This window comes from Candidatus Enterococcus moelleringii (genome assembly GCF_017377575.1).
In the GTDB taxonomy this organism is placed as follows: Bacteria; Bacillota; Bacilli; order Lactobacillales; family Enterococcaceae; genus Enterococcus_A; species Enterococcus_A moelleringii.
Genome location: NZ_JAFREM010000038.1, coordinates 19372 through 37122 on the forward strand (window position 1 = coordinate 19372; position 17751 = coordinate 37122).

Sequence of the window (17751 nt, forward strand, 5' to 3'; positions counted from 1 at the left end):
TGGCGATAAAATCAATAGAATTTGAGATATTTCCTAAATTGGGTGTGATTTGTCCCGAATTTTGGGACAAAATCTTCCAACTTATAAAAGTTGCGAAAAAGGTATTGTAACCAGTTGATTTGTGGGGTAAATTTTAGGCATCGAAAGATTAAACGAATAAAAACAACTCAAAAGAATCCATAAACAATCAATGTCATTGATGATGATCGAAGCAACTAGACAAGGAGGAAACCCGATGACCAGTCAATTATTTTCTCACCAGCAAATGTTCAAATTGAAGCGCAAGACCATCGAAAAAAGACTATCTTCTTATTGGGAAGAAACGAAGGACGAAAAGCTTACCATTAAATATTTGATAGCCCTTCAGGTGCGGGATCGTATAGGGGAAGAGGATTTTAGCTTTATGCTGGAAGACTTAGTGAAAGAAATCTTCTTGAAGACCAAATCAACTCGGACACTGCGCCGTTATTATTATAAATTCAAAGAATATTTTGACAAAAAAGAGTGGGAAAAGCTGACAGTCAGATTGTTTCCTGCAAAAACCTATACTAGTGAAGATGTTGAAGAATTAGAAGATCAGCTGACAGATGAAATCAATGGAGCGTTTTCTGTCCCCTGACCTATAGCTGCTGCCTTCAGATAAAAAACGGAAAGGAATAGGAATATGCTAAGTTTAGTCACTACTTTCGAGAAAAGCGATGGAAAACCCCAACGCTGGACTGTGAAAAATGTCAACGGCACGAGAAGTGAGGCTGAAATCCAGGCAGATCTGGAAGAACTTGCTGGGTTGAACTTATTCGAAAAAGACGGTGTCGTTTTATTGAAAAAGGTAATTAAGGCCAAAATCGTAGAATCGATTGAGACCGATTTATTTGATCTGACTAAAAAAACGGATGACGAAATAGAAGCGTCAGAGAAGAAACCGAAAAAAGCCGAATTGACTGAGACTAAACCAAAGCAGGTTCCAAAAAAACTTCAAACCGATGAGACGGAGTCTGTCCAAGATCAGACCGCTCTTGATGAAGAGAGTACAGAAAAATCAAAACCAGAAAATCTTAAAAAAACCAGTAAAGGGAAACTTGCTATTACCGGTAAAATTCCGGAAGTTCCTTATGCTGTTCTAAATAAAGAACAAACCTTGAACAAGTTGGGAATTGAAATACCAAAGGGTATGAACATTTCTAAGATGAGTCAGGAAGAATTTTCGACCTTTTTGACGACACGGCTGGCTGAAGGAGCAACTTTTAAAGACGGCAAAGTCGTTGAAAAGTCAAAAGGTAAAAATAGTCCTAGGGGAAAACCTGGGGGAGAACCGAAGAAACCCAACGGTTCACCACCGAAAATGAAGAAAAGGCAGTTGAAAAAGCTGATGAAACAGTTGAAGGATAAGGAAAAAGACGAATAGCGTCTATTCCGATGGATACAAAGAAGCAGTTTTGAGTCTGTTGTATTCGATTGTTGTATCCGCCATCACTGCTTTTCGTAAAATTTGGGAAACGCACTGTCTTTTGAAAAACAAGGTCAAGTTGAAAACACAAATCTTTCTATCCTTCTTACGACATCCTTTGGCTATCCTTGAAATTTGTTTTCACAAAAGACCGGTGTTTTTATAAAAATCACTCCATGACATTGTGCATCATTTGGGGAAGTGGTGCACAATGGTCAATGGAAATCGTTACATCATCATTTATAAAACGAGTCAAAAGCAGCTTTCAACTTTTTCACTAGGCTGTTGTTTGAGGGAATAGTCTTAAAAACGGCAAACTAGTTGATCGGCTGAAAGGTGCAAATCCCCTGCGGGAAACCGTATCTTAACTTAATAAAACACACGGTCTTTTGGCAAAGGAAGTTTGATTTTTTATCTCTATCCTTTTATCCTTTTATCGACGCAAAAATTAACCTATCCTTTACTTGCCGCCAAAAGACTGGTGTTTTATATACATTTTTCAACACTCCTTCGCATTTTGCACCATTTTATTGGTGGTGCAAAATGTACAAAGAAAAAAAAGACAAAAAAACAGACGAGGACTCATTGTAGAGTCGTCGTCTGTTTATGATGAATGGATTAGCCTTCCCGAATCTGTCCGTCACCTTGGATCACAAATTTGGTAGAGGTTAATTCTTCCAATCCCATCGGTCCTCTGGCATGGAGCTTTTGGGTGGAGATTCCGATTTCGGCACCAAAGCCGAACATGAAGCCATCGGTAAAACGGGTAGAGGCATTAATATAAACTGCCGCTGCGTCCACTTGTTTTAAGAAGCGCTGACCAGCTGAATAGCTGTCGGTGACAATTGCTTCAGAGTGGCCGGAGTTGTATTTGTTGATGTGTTGAATCGCTTCATCCAATGAGGAAACGATTTTTACCGCCAGCGTTAAATCCAAATATTCGGTGGACCAGTCTTCTTTCTCAGCCGGTTTGGCTGTTTGAAGGTGCTTCATTGATTTTGGACAAGCATGCAGTTCTACCTGGTTCGCCACTAAAGCTTGCTCTACTTGTGGTAAAAATTCTGCCGCTACGTCTTCATGGATGAGAATCGTCTCGATAGAATTGCAGACAGAAGGGCGCTGTACCTTGGCGTTAATGATAATGTTTTCCGCCATGTCCAGCTGAGCTGCCGCATCTACATACACATGATTGTTGCCGGTTCCTGTCTCGATAACCGGAACAGTGGCATTTTCAGTGATGCGCTTGATTAAAGCCGCACCGCCGCGAGGGATTAGTACGTCTAAGTAATCGTTCGCCTTCATCATTTGATTGGCCACCTCATGAGACGTGTCGTTAACAAACTGTATACAGTTGCGAGGCAAGTCACAGGCTGCTAAAGCTCCTTGCAAGATCGTTACCAGCACTTCGTTGGATAAAAAGGCATCCTTGCCGCCCCGTAAAATCACGGCATTACCGGTTTTGAAGCATAAACTGGCTGCATCAGTGGTGACGTTTGGCCTTGATTCAAAGATAATACCAATCACACCTAAGGGCACCCGCTGGCGTCCGATTAACAGACCGGCTTCGTTGCGCCACATTTTGCTGATTTCACCGATGGGATCAGGCAACTCGATGACTTGCTCGATTCCTTCGGCCATCGCTTCAATTCGTTCATGAGTCAGACGCAGTCGATCCAGCATGATTTCTCTAGTCCCATTAGCTGCGGCGTTTTCCAAATCTTGACGATTGGCCCGCAAAATGCGATTCGTATGCTTTCTCAGCTTGTCAGCCATCACCTGCAGACAGGCATTTTTAGTTTTGGTATCTAATCCGCTTAAGATGGCACTGGCCGCCTTAGCATTTTTTCCTAATTGTTCCATCGTACTACACATATTCGTTCCCCCTGAAAAGTGTTCCGACTTCTTTCCCGTCCAAAATGTCAAAAATAATTCCTGGTGGCTTGCCGTTTGCTAATACCATGGCTCCTTGTGCGTCTAAAACCCGTTTTGCGGCTTTTAATTTGCTGATCATGCCGCCGGTTCCAAATTTGCTTCCGGCTGATTCACCGGCTTGTTCCATAATTTCTTCGGTTATTTCTGTAATGGTGGAATAAAGAACTGCTTTTTTATTTTTGCTGGGATTGTCTGAGTAAAACCCGTCAATATCCGACAGCATAATCAATAAATCAGCGTCCAGCATCTGGCAAACAATCGCGGATAATTCGTCGTTGTCGCCAAATTTGGTAAAATGATCCAGTTCATCAACGGCTACCGCATCGTTTTCGTTGATGATGGGGATAATATTCATACTCAATAATTGCTCCAGCGTGTTGATGGCATTCCTGCGGCTTTCAGGGTAATCGACGATGTCCCGCGTCATCAATACCTGAGCCGTTTGTTGATTGTAAGCTAAAAAGCGCTGGTTATAAAAATGCATTAATTCAGATTGTCCCACTGCAGCAACCGCCTGCTGCTCAGGAATCGTAGTTGGCCGATCAGTCATGCGCAGCTTATCCATGCCCACACCAATCGCCCCTGATGAAACTAAAATAATTTCTTTTCCTTGGTTGTTTAAATCGGTCAGAACAAAAGCCAGCTGATCAATCCCGGAAAAATTAATTTTTCCATTTGGATGAATCAAAGAGCTTGTTCCTATTTTGACTACAATTCTGTCAACGTTTCCTAAAAATTGTCGCATCTTCTTCACCTCAAGTTTTGCCGCAAACTCAAATAAAGCCTTTTGGGAATTGTACCAGATTCTCATCGTAAATTCATCTTTTTTTCATCAAAAACTGAAAATACTTCGGAAAAATTTCTTGAATACCATCACTTTTCTTCAGTATGAAAGTTATCCATTGTGAAAGCTGCTGTGTTTTGATAACCTTGAAGTGTAAGGTTGCCAGCTCTGCTTTTCGCAAGTATTCAGTGTTGGAATAAACGTCGAAAAAGCGATGAACAATTGAGGAACGTGGGACTTAGCAGAATGGTATATGCGGTAAGAATAGAACACCTATTTAAAGTAAAAATTTCCTTATAACGAAGTAGGGGGAGGATAAAATGACAAATCCATTAAATGTTTATTCCGATATCGGCGGATTAAAGCAGGTGATGCTGCACCGGCCCGGACACGAGCTGGAAAATTTGATGCCGGATTATTTAGAATCGCTGCTGTTTGACGATATCCCATTTTTAGAACAGGCTCAAAAAGAACACGACTTTTTTGCCGATACTTTAAGAAATCAAGGTGTTGAGGTTATTTACTTGGAAGATTTGGCAGCTGAAGCGCTGCATTCTGAAGAGGTGAGACAGCAGTTTTTGACTGAGTATTTGAATGAAGCCTATGTGACTGGCGTAGATACTCGCAAAGAGATCGAACAGTATTTTTTATCCATTAAGGATACCCGGGAATTCATTGATCAAACGATGGCGGGGCTGCGGAAGAATCAGTTTACTATTACCCGCAATCAAAACTTGTCGGATATGGTGGAGGACAGCAATCCCTTTTACATCGATCCGATGCCTAATTTGTATTTTACCCGCGATACTTTTTCAATTGTGGGAAAAAGTGTTTCCTTGAATAAGATGTATGCTAAAACCCGGCGTAGGGAGACCTTATACGGCAAATACATTTTCCAGCATCATCCGATGTTCCAGGATGATCCAGTGAAGCTTTTGTATAACCGTACAATGGATACCCGTTTAGAAGGGGGCGATATTCTGGTGTTGACACCAAAAGTGCTGGCCATCGGCATTTCGCAACGGACGGATGTTAACTCCATTGAAAAGCTGGCGAAGAATGTTTTTGACTATGAAGACAGCTTTGAGCACATTTTAGCGTTTAACATTGGCGAAGTCAGGAAGTTCATGCACTTGGACACGGTATTCACCATGGTGGATCACGACAAATTTACGATTCATCCGGAAATTGAAGAAAATTTAGTCGTTTATTCAGTCGCCAAAGAAAGCGGAGTTCCAAAAATCGTGGAAGAAACCGACTCTTTGGAACGGATTCTGTGTCGTTATTTAGAATTACCAGCCGTGGAATTTATTCGCTGTGGCGGCGATGATCTGACGGCAGCGGCCAGAGAGCAGTGGAACGATGGCTCCAATACCTTGGCCATCGGTCCTGGGGAAGTGGTGGTCTACGACCGTAACCCGATTACTAATCAAAAATTGGAAGAAGCCGGTGTTATCTTGCATCGCATTCCCGGCAGTGAACTGGTTCGCGGTCGCGGCGGCCCGCGTTGTATGAGTATGCCGTTTATTAGAGAGGCACTGGATTAGATGGACGTGGTGATCCGAGCTGCTCAGCTGGAGGACCTTTCCCAAATTCGTGAATTTTATCAAGAAGTGACGGCCACCATTGATCCGGCCGTCACTTCTTGGCTTCCAGGGGTGTATCCGTCGCTGAAAACTGCCGAAGCAGCGATTCAAGAAGAAACGTTATTCCTAGCCTTGGTAAGCGGAAAAATTGCCGGTTCAGTGATTCTCAATTACAATTTTGACGAAGAGTACCGGGCGATCCCTTGGGCGAATCCGCTTCTAGCTCCAGAAAAGATTTTAGTTGTCCATACTTTAATGACCAGTCCTACGTTTAGAAGGCAAGGAATCGCTCAGAAGCTGCTGCAATTTGCGATTGTCTTGGCAGAAAAACGAGGCTGTGAAGCGATTCGGTTGGACACTTTTGCGGCGAATCTGCCTGCTCAACACCTGTACCAAAAACTAGGCTTTACGCTGAGGGGTACTGCAGATTTGCCTTCCTGGAATGGTAACGGGATGGACAGTTGCGTTTTCTTTGAACGAGTTACATATAGTTCATAAAAAATGATGAAACAAAGAATAAAGGAAATGTAACCCTTTTGTAAACAAGTCTCTGATATAATGAACAAGATCATTTTTGAGGAAATGATGGAATCTTTTCTGCAGAAAGGGGGATTCGTTTGAGGAAATTTACCGGAATTATTAGTTTGATTTTGATGTTTATGATACCTGCGGCGCTTTACTTTGCCAAAAGCCAAGAGCCGGAAGACAGTGCAGCCGATAATAATTCTGTTTCCAGTGAGTCCGCCAGCAGCAGTACTAGCACTACAATTGAATCAACAACAAGTACGACTTCTGAAAGCACACAAACAACTGCCACGACAGACAGTCAGCCGCCTAAAAGCAAGTTGAATAAACCGTCAGAAGCGAAACCCTATCCTGAGTTAGCACCTGATGATTGGATCGACGTGTCCATTAACGATCAGAAGGTTTATTTCAAACGGGGCGATGAAGTCCTGTATACCATGAATTGTTCCACCGGCTTAGAAGGAGAATCTGCAACACCTCTGGGGGAGTTTGCGATCGAATCCGAACGAGGAGAAACCTTCTACAATCAGGGGAGCGGCGAAGGAGCCAACTATTGGGTTTCCTGGCGGGATCATGGCGTGTATTTATTCCACACCGTGCCGATTGATGAAAATGGCAACTATATTGAAAGTGAAGCCGAGTCTTTAGGAGTGCAAGCAAGCTCCCACGGCTGCATTCGCTTATCGGTTCCCGATGCTAAATGGATTTACGATACCGTTCCAGTAGGGATGCGGGTTGTGGTTAGAGAATAGAATTGTACGCTCTCGATCTGTCAAAAGGTTGAGGGCTTTTTTGTCGCTTAAGAATCGTTGAAATTTTGTGAGAGCTTTGTGATTCTTACATGAAAGAGGTAGTCAACGAAGAAGGTGATGGCAGTGCATTAGTTAGTTGCTTGCTTCTCATTACCAGTTGGTGATGATACCGATGCTGCGTCCGCTGCCAGCTTGCTGGTTCAAGAAAATGGCGATGGAATTGGACTAACCGAATAAGTGGCACAGTGGATCGCCGATGAAGAGCAAGCTGATTCTTATCGTCCGGAGTTGTCTTCAAGTGTGACTGATTGGGACAAGTAAGACGTGATTTATTTGGGATATCCTAACTGGTGGGGAGATTCGCCAATGGCAATGTATACCTTCTTAGAAGAAAATGATTTGTCCGGCAGAACCATTGTTCCTTTCAACACCCATGGCGGCAGTGGGCTTTCTAGTACCGTCAGCACAATTGAAGAGCTGCAGCCCAATGCGACAGTTGCGACCGATGCCTTGAGGATTTCTCGGGCCGAGGTGGCTGATTCGCAAAGCGAGGTTATTGACAGGTTAGGTGAGGTAGTTCCAGAGTAAAAGTTGAATCCACTGTCAAAAGCAGATAAACCTGCCTTTGACAGTGGATATTTTTGTGAATTATTTAAAACGGCAATTCATTATCATCGAAAACATCAGGAACAATATACGGTTCCAACGCTGCTACTTCTTGTGGCAAATGCTTCTTAATCAAAGTGAACCAGAAGATCGGGACTTCATCTGAAAGCATTTGTAACTCCTCAACATCAAATTGTTCATCGACAAATAAAAGCCGCAATGCCTCCAACAGCTCATGAGCATTGGCGTAAGAATGGAACAGCTGAGGGAAAGTCTGAATAACCTTGATCATAAATTTCTCAACTTGACTATGGTGTTCAAAGTCTTCAAAGAATTTGCTTTGCCCCAGCAATCGTTTGGCAAAGTCCTGGTCTGATTCACCACTGGTTCTTTCGGCAGCATAGAAGGGGTGGAAATCGTCATAATCAAACAGATCATCGAAATCGAAATCATCATCATCTTCATAGAGATCAGACAAATAGTCTGAAGCTTCCAGTAAAACAGCATACTCGTAATTAATCTTATCTTTTGCTTTTTTCATCTTAGCGAAGGCTAACTCGTTCACTGGATAAAAAACTAGCGGTGCCGACATATAGTGCTGGCCTACAGGAACGATCAGGGAGATCATTGTAAGCTTATCCTTATTCGCATCCACTAAACCAACGCTGGAGGCAGAAAAGTTCATCGTGTACTCTTTACCATCTTTCAGATCCTGATAAATCACATCGTCATCTTTAACTTTCAATTGAAAAATACTAAAAATATAGTTTTTCGGCCAAGCTGAGACTATTTTCTTTTGGTCAGCCGTGAGTCCCGGCAGCCAGTTGATTGCTTGTCTGAAGCTTCGACTATTTCTCGCCAGTAAATAGTACAAGATTGAAATCTCCAAAAATGCTTGCTTATCCTCTTCTAAAAAAGGGTCAGGATCTATATCAGCACCTACTTCCTCCAAAAATTCAAAATAACCAAAATCCATAGATTTCTGAGAACTTATCACATGATAAGATGTAATGCCGGATAGGGCGACAGAGTATGCGTCTTCGCCCATACCAATCAGCTTTGTTAGCTCTTGTTTTAAATCATTGATGTCAAACCGATCCATGTTGATCAAATCCTTTCCTGTCCTGATAAATAGGCTTTTTTTCAGTGTATCATCAAATCATAAAAATGTAGATAGGTGATTCATAGAAGCTGTCGGGAAATACCAAAGATTTAGAGCTAGGACTTTGATTCTTTTATTGTAAGGAGGTATCACTAGATGTTATAGACGTTGTATAAGGCTCAATCGCCTTAACCTCTTCATTCAACTTCTCACAAATCGCTTCATACCAGTAAGTTACTTCTTCATCCTGACTGCTGGTTAACTCATTAGAACTGGTAAATAAAAGTCGGAAGGCTTCCATCAGTTCAGAATTATCGGGATAGGGATAAAACATTCTCGGGAACTTTTCGATGATTTTTGTCAGTAATTTTTCGGCCTGCTCCCGGTGTTCAAATTCCCGGAAGAAGTCATGCTGGTCGATCAATAGTTTAGCAATCTTTGGATCGGTTTCTCGAGGACCTTCATTCCTTAGCGTAACCCTCGGATTGGTATGAGAGTTGGGATGGAAAAGGGTGTGGCCGACGGGAATATCCTTATGTTTTGAACAATAATAATAATCACTTAACAGCTCCTCTGGATCAAAAAGATAGTCCTCGATTTTTTTGATCTGTTCAATCGCGAAGACATTCAGTGGATAGATGAATGGTGGAGTGGACAGGTAATCCTTTTCCATGGGAACGATCAGCGCGAGGACAGTTGTTTTCTCGCGGTCATCCGCTGTTAAGTCAATGCCAGAGACGGCCGCGTCAATTTGATAGACTTTGTTGGTTCGCACATCTTTATAGGTCAATTTTTCTTTACGACTTTTAACTTCAAATAAACTAAAGACATATTCTTCTGGCCAACTTAGAATTCTTCGCCGTTGTTGTCTAGTCAGCCCGGGCACCCATCGTACGATCTCCGTGAAGTCACCCGTCATTCCTGCATGCTCTAAAAACAAATAATACAAAAGCAGCAAATCAAGGAAGTCAGCTTCTTCTCCCTCATGATCAAGCACGACAGAAAAATCCCACCTTACATCTGCAAAAAAACCAAAGAAATCACTAAAAGTGTATTGGTTATCTATATATCGCGGATCTCTAACAATAGAGAGGAAAACCTTTGCAGCAGCAGATAAAACCACTTTATAGGGATTTTCTCCCTGATCTATTTTTTTAGCATAGTCTTTTTTCAGCTGAGGATACTTCAGGTCAAACTTATTAACTAATTCCACATACATTCATTCCTTTCAACAATCGTAATTATATTACTAGTTTAGCATTTTAGTATGGAATTGTGGATGATAGTTTTGACAAAAAAGAGCTGCCTAATTATCAGGCAGCTCCTCGATGAGACTATTTTAAAAATGCGTTTCGTCAATTTCTATTCTTGCCAGGGCATCATTTAATTGCGCCAGCTCTTCAGGCGACAATGTGACAGCTGCGGCACCAAGGTTTTCCTTTAACCGATGCAATTTTGTCGTTCCTGGTATAGGAATAATGTATGGCTTTTGAGCCAGCTCCCAAGCTAAAACGATTTGCGCAGGAGTTGCTTGCTTCTGGTCGGCCATCCCTCTGATCAGTTCCAGCAGTTTCTGGTTGCGGTCAATCACCTCTGGCTTGAAGCGAGCCATGAAATTGCGAAAGTCGCCTTCCGGAAAGTGTGATTCTTTCGTGTACTTTCCGCTTAAGAAGCCGTTACCGAGAGGACTATAAGCGACAAAAGATATTCCTAGTTCTTCACAAAGGGCAAAAATTTCCTCTTCCGGTTCCCGCCAAACCATCGAGTACTGATTTTCGATGGCTGCCACCGGACAAACCGCATGGGCCCGGCGAATGTAATCAATCGAAGCATTGGAAAGACCCCAGGCGCGAATTTTTCCTTCGGCTATCAATTCCTTCATCACTTGCGCTACTGCTTCTGGCTCCATATTGGGATCGGTGCGATGCTGATAATACAAATTCACGTAATCGGTCTGCAGCCGTTTTAAGGAACCCTCTAGTTGCTGGCGAATTGAATCAGGCTGACTATTCAACACATTTTGCGGATTATCATCAACAATTTCTTGGCCAGTGATACCGAATTTTGTGGCAATCACCACTGAATCCCGCATCTCAGCAAAGGCCGCTCCTAACAATTCTTCATTGGCTTCGCCATAAACTACCGCTGTATCAAAGAAATTACAGCCCAGTTCCACAGCTCGATGCAGCAGCTGCTGCATTTCTTGCCGATCAGCCTGCGGTCCATAAGCGTGATCCATTCCCATAGTACCAAGCCCAATCGCTGAAACTTCAATCCCAGAGTTGCCTAGTTGTCTTTTTTCCATCTTTTACGCCACCATCCTTTTCTTTTTAGTGTAAACCATGGAGTGCGGTCTAAGGCAAGCAAAAAAACCAAGGAAAATAATTCCTTGGTCAGGTCAATGGTTAATAGTTTTTGAAATGATTTTAGTTCTTTCTTACTCAGGAATTTTATCTTTTTTAATTACTTTTGCTAGAATCAGAGAAGTCACAACACATCCAGCGGCCATCACAATTGCATAGATAAACATCATGTTAAAACCAGTTTTACCAGTGTTATTGTCTAACCAGCCGCCGATCATGGTGTACATGAAAATATCTGGCATATAGCCTAAACAAGAAACAATTCCTGAAACCCGGCCAGTTCTTGAAACTGGAATCCCGGCATCATCAATAATCGCAAAGTATTGGCTCCGGATGATATAGATGAAGAACATACCAGCAACAAAGTTTGCTAGAACAATTGAAAGCAAAGCAGTATTTTCTGGCAAGACCAAGAATAAGCCATAAGAAGCAGCTGTTAATACGGCGCCGCCAATGATTACCTTCAGACGTGAACCGATTTTATCAGCAATCAGTCCACCGATAATCCCGCCAAAGGCTTGGATAATATAACGAGCACCACCGAGGTTTGCTCCGCCTGCAACTGATAATCCGTATACATTGATGGCTAATGTGTTGATGTAGCCGAAAATGCCATACAGACTGTAGCCGAAAAATACTATGGCAACTAACAGCCATACTCGAGGAAGAGCTAACTGCTGAAAGGTTCCAATAATTACTTCCTTCAAGGATTCAGCATCCTCTGCCTCTTCGGTATCCTCAATAATAAACCAGTGGAGTATTCCAAGAATAATAACAACAATTGCACAAGTTCGAATTGCCCAGGCCGTACCAAGAATTTCATCAGCGAAACGCCCATAAACCGCGGACATTCCAAATACCAGCAAGGCATTTAATATTCCCCGCAAACCTTCTTGCAGTCCGAACAAACGACCTTGCTCAGAAGAATCCCCCAGCATACGAGTGGCTTTGATCATGGCAGACCAGAAAGTAATGATGGTGGAAACACCCATCAAGACGAAAATCAAACGAGCAGTGTTAAAGGATGGGAAGGTGGAAAACCAAATCCCCAGAACACCTGTCGCCAAGAAAGAAACGGTCAGAAGCTTTCTAGCAGAGAACTTATCGGCAACAATCCCACCAATGAAATAGGAGAAACTGGCCATCGTTGCGTACCCTGAGGAAAGCATCCCCATTTGGGCGTTTGTCAGATTCATTGCTTTTTGAATCGGAACATAAAAGGTCTCTCGAATATAAGGTAATTGAAAAATAATTCCGGCGCCGGCAGCTAAGAGCAATAGCGTGCCATACTTTTTGATAAATGCTTTATTCATAGATAAAGTTACCCCCAGTAAGTGTTTTTTACGTTGTGTTCAGTGCCGCTTAACACCGAAACAATCATATTAGGGCTCTATCTCTCTAGTAACAGGTTTAGTGTAAAGGCTTTCTGTTGAAGTGTCAACGCTTTTGTTATAATAAAACATTCAGAAAATTTTAATCTTAAAGTGGCGATATCGATGAAAAACCCGTATTTATTGGAAATTATAGTATAAAATTTCCGTCTTTGAGATTGCTTAAAATAAGACAAAAAAATTTGGGAAAACAAAAAAAGTTGATCCTCAGCAAGGATCAACCTCCGTTTATTTACTTAATTCGCGAATCACTTCTTCGATAAACATCATGAGAACGGTCCGGGTTTTCTCGTGGGAGTCAAGATGTTCATCTTGGTGTGATTTGGTTAAGTAAATGATATTGCCTTGTTCCAAATTCAAATTGGTGTTCAATTCTTCCATAATCAGAACAGCTTTAGCTTGCCGCTTTTTAGCCTCTTCGAAAAGGGAATCAAATTGTGCAAACTTTCCGGCTACCGAAAAAATCAATAGTAATGTGTTTTCTGTTAATAATCCTGGGATCATGGAGTCTTGTGTTGCTCGGATGACATTTTTATCTACTGTGTAGGTTAACTTGTAGTCAAAATATTCCATGCAAATACTAGTTGGACCATAGCCAAACAAGATTACCTTGTCGTATTTTTTGATCAAATCAGCCACATAGCTCACCGATGCGTTATCGAAATTTTCCATAAACTCCTGAATCCGAGCAAACTCGCTGCTCAGCTTCTTACGCTTCACCAGTTCTTTTCCCGTTAAAAATCGAAAGTATTCCTTATAACCGGAAAAACCGATCTTTTTAACAAACTTGGAAATCTTCGAAGGGGAGACTCCAGTCGCTTCAGCTGCTTCGGTTATCGTCATGTTGGGCTGATTCTGACTCAATTCGCTTAACGTTTGATGAATTTGGGCCTCCAGATCATTTAACCGCTCTAGTTGCAACCGCATTTTCTTCACCGCCTAATCTAAATGATGGACTCAGCATAGCACAAAACCAGTTGTACACGCAATTAATAGTGGAAAATTTTCCTGTAATACTCATATAAAGCTATATTCTAATGAAAATATAAGCAAATTTTAATGCAAAAGCGGATTCAGCTCTCTATACTTGGAAATAGGAAAAGCGCTTGACGAATAAATCATGAATGGAGCTAGTTGAATGAATTCCGATACATTAGTAAAAGAGGCTATTGTTGCCGATGTGAAGAAAATTGTTTCCGAAGATCAAGTCGTTACAGATTATGAGGTATTGTATGATGCTTCATCTGACCGTTATCGTAAATATGCGAAGGCTAAACGGGTATTAGACAATCCAGTGCCAACTGCAGTAGTTTACCCTAAAAACGCAGAAGAAGTCAAAGAACTATTAATGTATGCAAATGAGAACGGTATTAACGTGATTCCGAGAAGCGGCAAGACTGCGACAGAAGGCGGCTTGGAAAACTGGAAAGATTTGGCTTTAGTGATTGACGGCTCTAAGATGAACAAAATCATCAAAATCGATCCTTACAACATGCAGGCAACCGTTGAAGCAGGCGTAAGATTGCAGGACTTAGAAGATGAATTGCGAAAAATCGGCTATACCACCGGTCATTCACCGCAATCAAAACCAGTTGCGCAATACGGCGGACTAGTATCTACGCGTTCAATTGGCCAGTTCTCGACTCTTTACGGTGGAATTGAAGACATGGTTGTCGGCCTAGAATGTGTCTTTCCAAATGGACATATTTCTCGCATCAAGAATGTTTCTCGTCGTGCCGGAGGACCAGACATCCGTCACATCGTCATTGGTAATGAAGGAACCTTATGCTATATCACTGAAGTAACAGTGAAAATTTTCAAATACTATCCAGATAACAATAAATTCTTCGGCTACTTAGTGAATGATGTGGAAACCGGCGTGAAAGTATTACGTGAAGTCATCACTAACGGTTACCGTCCATCAGTTGCTCGGACTTATTCACCAGAAGATGCTCGTCAGCATTTCTACCATTTCTATGAAGACAAATGTGTCTTGATCTTTATGGCAGAAGGTCCGGAAGGCATCGTGGAAGCAACCGGCAAAGGGATTGAAGAAGCCGTTGAAAAATTCAAAGACGGTGTCTATAAAGAAGTCGATAGTCAATTAATCGCCAACTGGTTCAACCAATTAAACTGGACCCAGCAAACGATTGACGATGAAGTGCAAGGTATGATCGACAACGACAAGCACGATGGCTACACCACTGAAGTTTCAGCAGATTGGGAAACTATCACGAAAATCTACAACAACGTAATTGACCGGATTCGCAATGAATACCCACGGGCAAACGATTTAACCATGCTGGGGGGACATTCTTCTCACAGCTACATTAATGGAACGAATATGTACTTTGTTTACAACTACGAGATCAATTGCGAACCAGAGGATGAAATGCGTATCTACCATCATCCAATTCAAGCCATTATTGTAGAAGAAACCTTGAAGCTTGGCGGCTCGATGTGTCACCATCACGGCATTGGTAAATACCGCAACGAATGGACCAAACAAGAGCATCAATCAGCTTACTACATGCTGGAAACTTTAAAAGAAGCCTTTGATCCAAAAGGTATCATGAACTACGGCAACATTTATCCAGTACAAGAAGGCTACAAATATCAAAAGTAGTTTATCTTTCCTGCGAGGGCGGCTTCTCGCCCTCCAGTGAATTTCTCAAAAGATTAGGATGATTCGTTATGAAAATCATTTGTCTCATTAAATATGTTCCCGACACCGATCAGTTTGAATACAATTACGAAACTGACAAAATCAATCGGGAAAAATCTCGACTGATCTTAAATCCTGATGATAAGCAGGCCGTCGCTTGGGCTTTGCAGCAGAAAAAACAGGATGCAGCTGTTTCAGTGGAAATTGTCACGATGGGTCCGATGAAGCTGGAAAAAGAGCTGAAGGATCTGATTCGTCTAGGAGCTGATCGAGGGGTCTTGATTAGTGATCGCCAGTTTGCCGGCAGTGATTCGCTAGCCACCAGTTTGATTCTGGCAAACTACTTACGCACACAGGAATATGATCTGATTTTGACAGGAACCCATACTTTAGATGGCGGAACGGGACATATTGGCCCGCAAGTTGCCGAACTATTGGACCTTAACCAATTTTCAAATATTCGAAAAATTGAAGAGGCGACAAAAGAATACACTATTGTGGAAACGCTTCAGGATAACCGGATTTTCCGCTTAAAAATCCAAAATCCCAGCGTATTAAGTTTGATCCATCAAATGAACTTGCGATTAGGTTTCGTTAGATATGAAAATATCGACAAAAACGTCGATGCTCAATTCTCTCTAGTAACAAACGAAACCCTAAAGCTTTCAGCAGATGTGATTGGCCGCAAAGGTTCGCCCACCAAGGTGTTAAGAAATGTGGTAGCCAAACAAACCCGAGTGATGAATCAAGTCGTTCAGGTGGATGATCAAGGAATTGAAACAGTCGTGGCTTATTTGAAAGAAAAGGGGTACTTGTAATGTTTAAAGCACTCATTTTAGTCGACAATGATTTCATCAATTACTCGATCGATTTAACTGACGCTGCCCAGCGCCTAGCTGGAGAAGAAGAACTTCAGCTGTATGGACTGGGCATTAATTTAGAAAATCAACAAATCAAAGGCTTCGACACACTCATTTGTGTGGAGGAGCCGGCGATTCAAGCAAAGGATAGTCGGGTCATTACGGATATTGTCCAACAAGTTCATCAAAAATACGACTTTGACAGTATCTTCATCCTGGCTACTGATTTTGGCCGGATGGTAGCGCCGAGACTGGCGATGCGCCTGAAAGCTGGACTAGTGGCGGACATTACCGCCATTGAAGTGGACCAGCAAAGCCGCAAGCTGATTCGACCAGCTTTTTCCGGTAATATGCTGGCAAGCATTATTTGTGACACAAAGCCAATCATGGCTAGTGTTCATCCTAATGTTTTTCAGGCCGAAGAGGTGACGAAGCAACCGGAGATAGTCAACTTTTCTGTTGGTCAAATGAAACCGTCAACAATCGAAGTATTAACCGTGACAGAAAACGAAAAGCAGCAAGACATTCGCGAAGCTGAGGTATTAGTTTCAGCAGGTGCTGGGTTCAACGAAGACCTGGATCAGCTGACAGACTTAGCCCACAAATTGAAGGGGACGGTGTCAGCTTCAAAACCAGTTGTGGAACAAAACAGAGCACCGCGAGAAATTCAAGTCGGTCAATCTGGCAAGACCGTAAGCCCTAGCCTCTATTTAGCGTTAGGTATTTACGGCTCCATGCAGCATATTGAAGGACTCAAGAATGTAAAAGATTTAATTTCGGTCAATATCGACCAAGGAGCACCATTAAATTATTTAGCCAACATTATCGTAGTAGGCGATGCGGTTGAATTTGTCGCTAAGTTAAAACACCGGCTAAATTGTTAAAAGCAGGACAAAAAATGGAAAATTGGGGTGACAAAGCTCACTTCAAAATACAAAGAAGAGAAGGTAAGAGAATGGAAATCAAAGACTTTAAGATGGATATGTTTGCAATCAAAGGGAAAAATGCAATTGTTACTGGGGGAAATACTGGACTAGGCCAAGCCTTTTCATTAGCTTTAGCTGAAGCTGGCGCCAACATCTTCATGCCATCTATTATGCCAGATGATGAAGCATTCAATCAAACGCTGCAGGAGCGTGGCGCAAAAACGGTTTATATGCACGCCGACATCACGAAAGATGGTGTTCCTCAAGAAATCATCGAAAAATGTGTGGCCGAATTAGGCTCAGTAGATATTTTAGTCAACTGTGCCGGCATTTGCCCTTGTGACGATGTATTAAGCTATGGTCGCGACAAATGGGACCCAACGATTAATATCAATTTAACGGCTGCTTTTGATATGAGTCATGAAGCAGCTAAAGTAATGATTCCGCAAAAGAGCGGAAAAATCATCAACATCTGTTCTCTATTCTCTTTCTTAGGCGGACAATGGGCACCAGCTTATGCAGCTTCTAAGCATGGTTTAGCTGGGTTAACTAAAGCTTACTGTGATGAATTGGCACAATACAATATACAAGTAAACGGCATTGCACCAGGATACTTCCAAACACCGGTAGCAAAAGCATCAATCGAAGATCCAGAACGCAACAAATGGATTGTGGATCATACACCAGAAGGACGTTGGGGCGATGTAGCTGATTTGATGGGAGCAACTGTCTTCTTGGCATCACAAGCTTCTCACTTTGTTAATGGGCATATTTTAGCTGTAGACGGTGGATTCTTAGTACGTTAATAGACA

The 17751-nt window shown here is 42.1% G+C and carries 17 protein-coding genes; 10 read left to right on the forward strand and 7 right to left on the reverse strand.

Annotated features, from left to right (window positions below; translation table 11 throughout):
* The first annotated feature begins 235 nt into the window (after positions 1-235).
* On the forward strand, positions 236-619 hold the full coding sequence (locus JZO70_RS20700; protein ID WP_207675596.1) for a hypothetical protein: 384 nt from the start codon (positions 236-238) through the stop codon (positions 617-619).
* Between the two features lie 45 nt (positions 620-664).
* Positions 665-1405, forward strand: a complete 741-nt coding sequence (locus JZO70_RS20705; RefSeq protein WP_207675597.1) for a DUF2922 domain-containing protein — start codon at positions 665-667, stop codon at positions 1403-1405.
* 660 nt (positions 1406-2065) lie between these two features.
* On the opposite strand, the gene JZO70_RS20710 is transcribed toward JZO70_RS20705, so the two are convergent.
* Together JZO70_RS20710 and proB are read right to left on the reverse strand one after the other, a co-directional pair.
* A complete protein-coding gene (locus JZO70_RS20710) occupies positions 2066-3319 on the reverse strand; it encodes a glutamate-5-semialdehyde dehydrogenase (RefSeq protein WP_278252620.1) in 1254 nt (417 codons plus the stop codon).
* A complete protein-coding gene (gene proB, locus JZO70_RS20715) occupies positions 3312-4124 on the reverse strand; it encodes a glutamate 5-kinase (protein WP_207675626.1) in 813 nt (270 codons plus the stop codon). The genes JZO70_RS20710 and proB overlap by 8 nt, the downstream gene beginning before the upstream one ends.
* Before the next feature lie 359 nt (positions 4125-4483).
* On the opposite strand from proB, the gene arcA reads away from it, so the two are divergent.
* From arcA to JZO70_RS20735, 4 genes are all read left to right on the forward strand, one after another.
* Complete coding sequence (gene arcA / locus JZO70_RS20720) at positions 4484-5710, forward strand: arginine deiminase (protein ID WP_207675598.1); 1227 nt, start codon at positions 4484-4486, stop codon at positions 5708-5710.
* Positions 5711-6247, forward strand: coding sequence for a GNAT family N-acetyltransferase (locus JZO70_RS20725; protein ID WP_207675599.1), 537 nt, complete (start codon positions 5711-5713; stop codon positions 6245-6247).
* A gap of 119 nt (positions 6248-6366) precedes the next feature.
* Positions 6367-7026 carry a L,D-transpeptidase gene (locus JZO70_RS20730; RefSeq protein ID WP_242704059.1) on the forward strand — a complete coding sequence of 220 codons (660 nt, stop codon included), beginning with the start codon at positions 6367-6369 and terminating at the stop codon, positions 7024-7026.
* 366 nt (positions 7027-7392) lie between these two features.
* Positions 7393-7614, forward strand: coding sequence for a flavodoxin (locus JZO70_RS20735; RefSeq protein ID WP_207675600.1), 222 nt, complete (start codon positions 7393-7395; stop codon positions 7612-7614).
* Positions 7615-7678: 64 nt separating this feature from the next.
* Here the strand turns inward: JZO70_RS20735 and JZO70_RS20740 are convergent, their stop codons facing one another.
* The 5 genes from JZO70_RS20740 to JZO70_RS20760 all read right to left on the reverse strand — a co-directional run bounded on the left by JZO70_RS20740 (position 7679) and on the right by JZO70_RS20760 (position 13415).
* A complete protein-coding gene (locus JZO70_RS20740; RefSeq protein ID WP_207675601.1) occupies positions 7679-8734 on the reverse strand; it encodes a hypothetical protein in 1056 nt (351 codons plus the stop codon).
* 133 nt (positions 8735-8867) lie between these two features.
* Positions 8868-9731: a hypothetical protein gene (locus tag JZO70_RS20745; protein ID WP_207675602.1), complete on the reverse strand. Its 864-nt coding sequence runs from the start codon at positions 9729-9731 to the stop codon at positions 8868-8870.
* A 342-nt stretch (positions 9732-10073) separates the two neighbouring features.
* Entirely contained in the window at positions 10074-11039 is a 966-nt protein-coding gene (locus JZO70_RS20750; RefSeq protein WP_207675603.1) for an aldo/keto reductase, read from the reverse strand.
* A gap of 132 nt (positions 11040-11171) precedes the next feature.
* Entirely contained in the window at positions 11172-12410 is a 1239-nt protein-coding gene (locus JZO70_RS20755; protein ID WP_207675604.1) for an MFS transporter, read from the reverse strand.
* A 306-nt stretch (positions 12411-12716) separates the two neighbouring features.
* A complete protein-coding gene (locus JZO70_RS20760) occupies positions 12717-13415 on the reverse strand; it encodes a MurR/RpiR family transcriptional regulator (protein WP_207675605.1) in 699 nt (232 codons plus the stop codon).
* A gap of 211 nt (positions 13416-13626) precedes the next feature.
* Between JZO70_RS20760 and JZO70_RS20765 the strand changes: the two genes are divergently transcribed.
* The 4 genes from JZO70_RS20765 to JZO70_RS20780 all read left to right on the forward strand — a co-directional run bounded on the left by JZO70_RS20765 (position 13627) and on the right by JZO70_RS20780 (position 17745).
* Positions 13627-15114 carry an FAD-binding oxidoreductase gene (locus tag JZO70_RS20765; RefSeq protein ID WP_207675606.1) on the forward strand — a complete coding sequence of 496 codons (1488 nt, stop codon included), beginning with the start codon at positions 13627-13629 and terminating at the stop codon, positions 15112-15114.
* 68 nt (positions 15115-15182) lie between these two features.
* Complete coding sequence (locus JZO70_RS20770; protein WP_207675607.1) at positions 15183-15971, forward strand: electron transfer flavoprotein subunit beta/FixA family protein; 789 nt, start codon at positions 15183-15185, stop codon at positions 15969-15971.
* Positions 15971-16897, forward strand: a complete 927-nt coding sequence (locus JZO70_RS20775; RefSeq protein WP_207675608.1) for an electron transfer flavoprotein subunit alpha/FixB family protein — start codon at positions 15971-15973, stop codon at positions 16895-16897. The genes JZO70_RS20770 and JZO70_RS20775 overlap by 1 nt, the downstream gene beginning before the upstream one ends.
* Positions 16898-16968: 71 nt before the next feature.
* Complete coding sequence (locus JZO70_RS20780; protein ID WP_207675609.1) at positions 16969-17745, forward strand: SDR family oxidoreductase; 777 nt, start codon at positions 16969-16971, stop codon at positions 17743-17745.
* Positions 17746-17751 lie beyond the last annotated feature (6 nt).

Coding starts and splice junctions, on each gene's coding strand:
- JZO70_RS20705 (WP_207675597.1), top strand. CDS start 665: ATGCTAAGTTTAGTCACTACTTTCGAGAAAAGCGATGGAAAACCCCAA.
- JZO70_RS20725 (WP_207675599.1), top strand. CDS start 5,711: ATGGACGTGGTGATCCGAGCTGCTCAGCTGGAGGACCTTTCCCAAATT.
- JZO70_RS20750 (WP_207675603.1), bottom strand. CDS start 11,039: ATGGAAAAAAGACAACTAGGCAACTCTGGGATTGAAGTTTCAGCGATT.
- proB (WP_207675626.1), bottom strand. CDS start 4,124: ATGCGACAATTTTTAGGAAACGTTGACAGAATTGTAGTCAAAATAGGA.
- JZO70_RS20765 (WP_207675606.1), top strand. CDS start 13,627: ATGAATTCCGATACATTAGTAAAAGAGGCTATTGTTGCCGATGTGAAG.
- JZO70_RS20780 (WP_207675609.1), top strand. CDS start 16,969: ATGGAAATCAAAGACTTTAAGATGGATATGTTTGCAATCAAAGGGAAA.
- JZO70_RS20755 (WP_207675604.1), bottom strand. CDS start 12,410: ATGAATAAAGCATTTATCAAAAAGTATGGCACGCTATTGCTCTTAGCT.
- arcA (WP_207675598.1), top strand. CDS start 4,484: ATGACAAATCCATTAAATGTTTATTCCGATATCGGCGGATTAAAGCAG.
- JZO70_RS20710 (WP_278252620.1), bottom strand. CDS start 3,319: ATGTGTAGTACGATGGAACAATTAGGAAAAAATGCTAAGGCGGCCAGT.
- JZO70_RS20770 (WP_207675607.1), top strand. CDS start 15,183: ATGAAAATCATTTGTCTCATTAAATATGTTCCCGACACCGATCAGTTT.
- JZO70_RS20735 (WP_207675600.1), top strand. CDS start 7,393: ATGGCAATGTATACCTTCTTAGAAGAAAATGATTTGTCCGGCAGAACC.
- JZO70_RS20775 (WP_207675608.1), top strand. CDS start 15,971: ATGTTTAAAGCACTCATTTTAGTCGACAATGATTTCATCAATTACTCG.
- JZO70_RS20700 (WP_207675596.1), top strand. CDS start 236: ATGACCAGTCAATTATTTTCTCACCAGCAAATGTTCAAATTGAAGCGC.
- JZO70_RS20760 (WP_207675605.1), bottom strand. CDS start 13,415: ATGCGGTTGCAACTAGAGCGGTTAAATGATCTGGAGGCCCAAATTCAT.
- JZO70_RS20740 (WP_207675601.1), bottom strand. CDS start 8,734: ATGGATCGGTTTGACATCAATGATTTAAAACAAGAGCTAACAAAGCTG.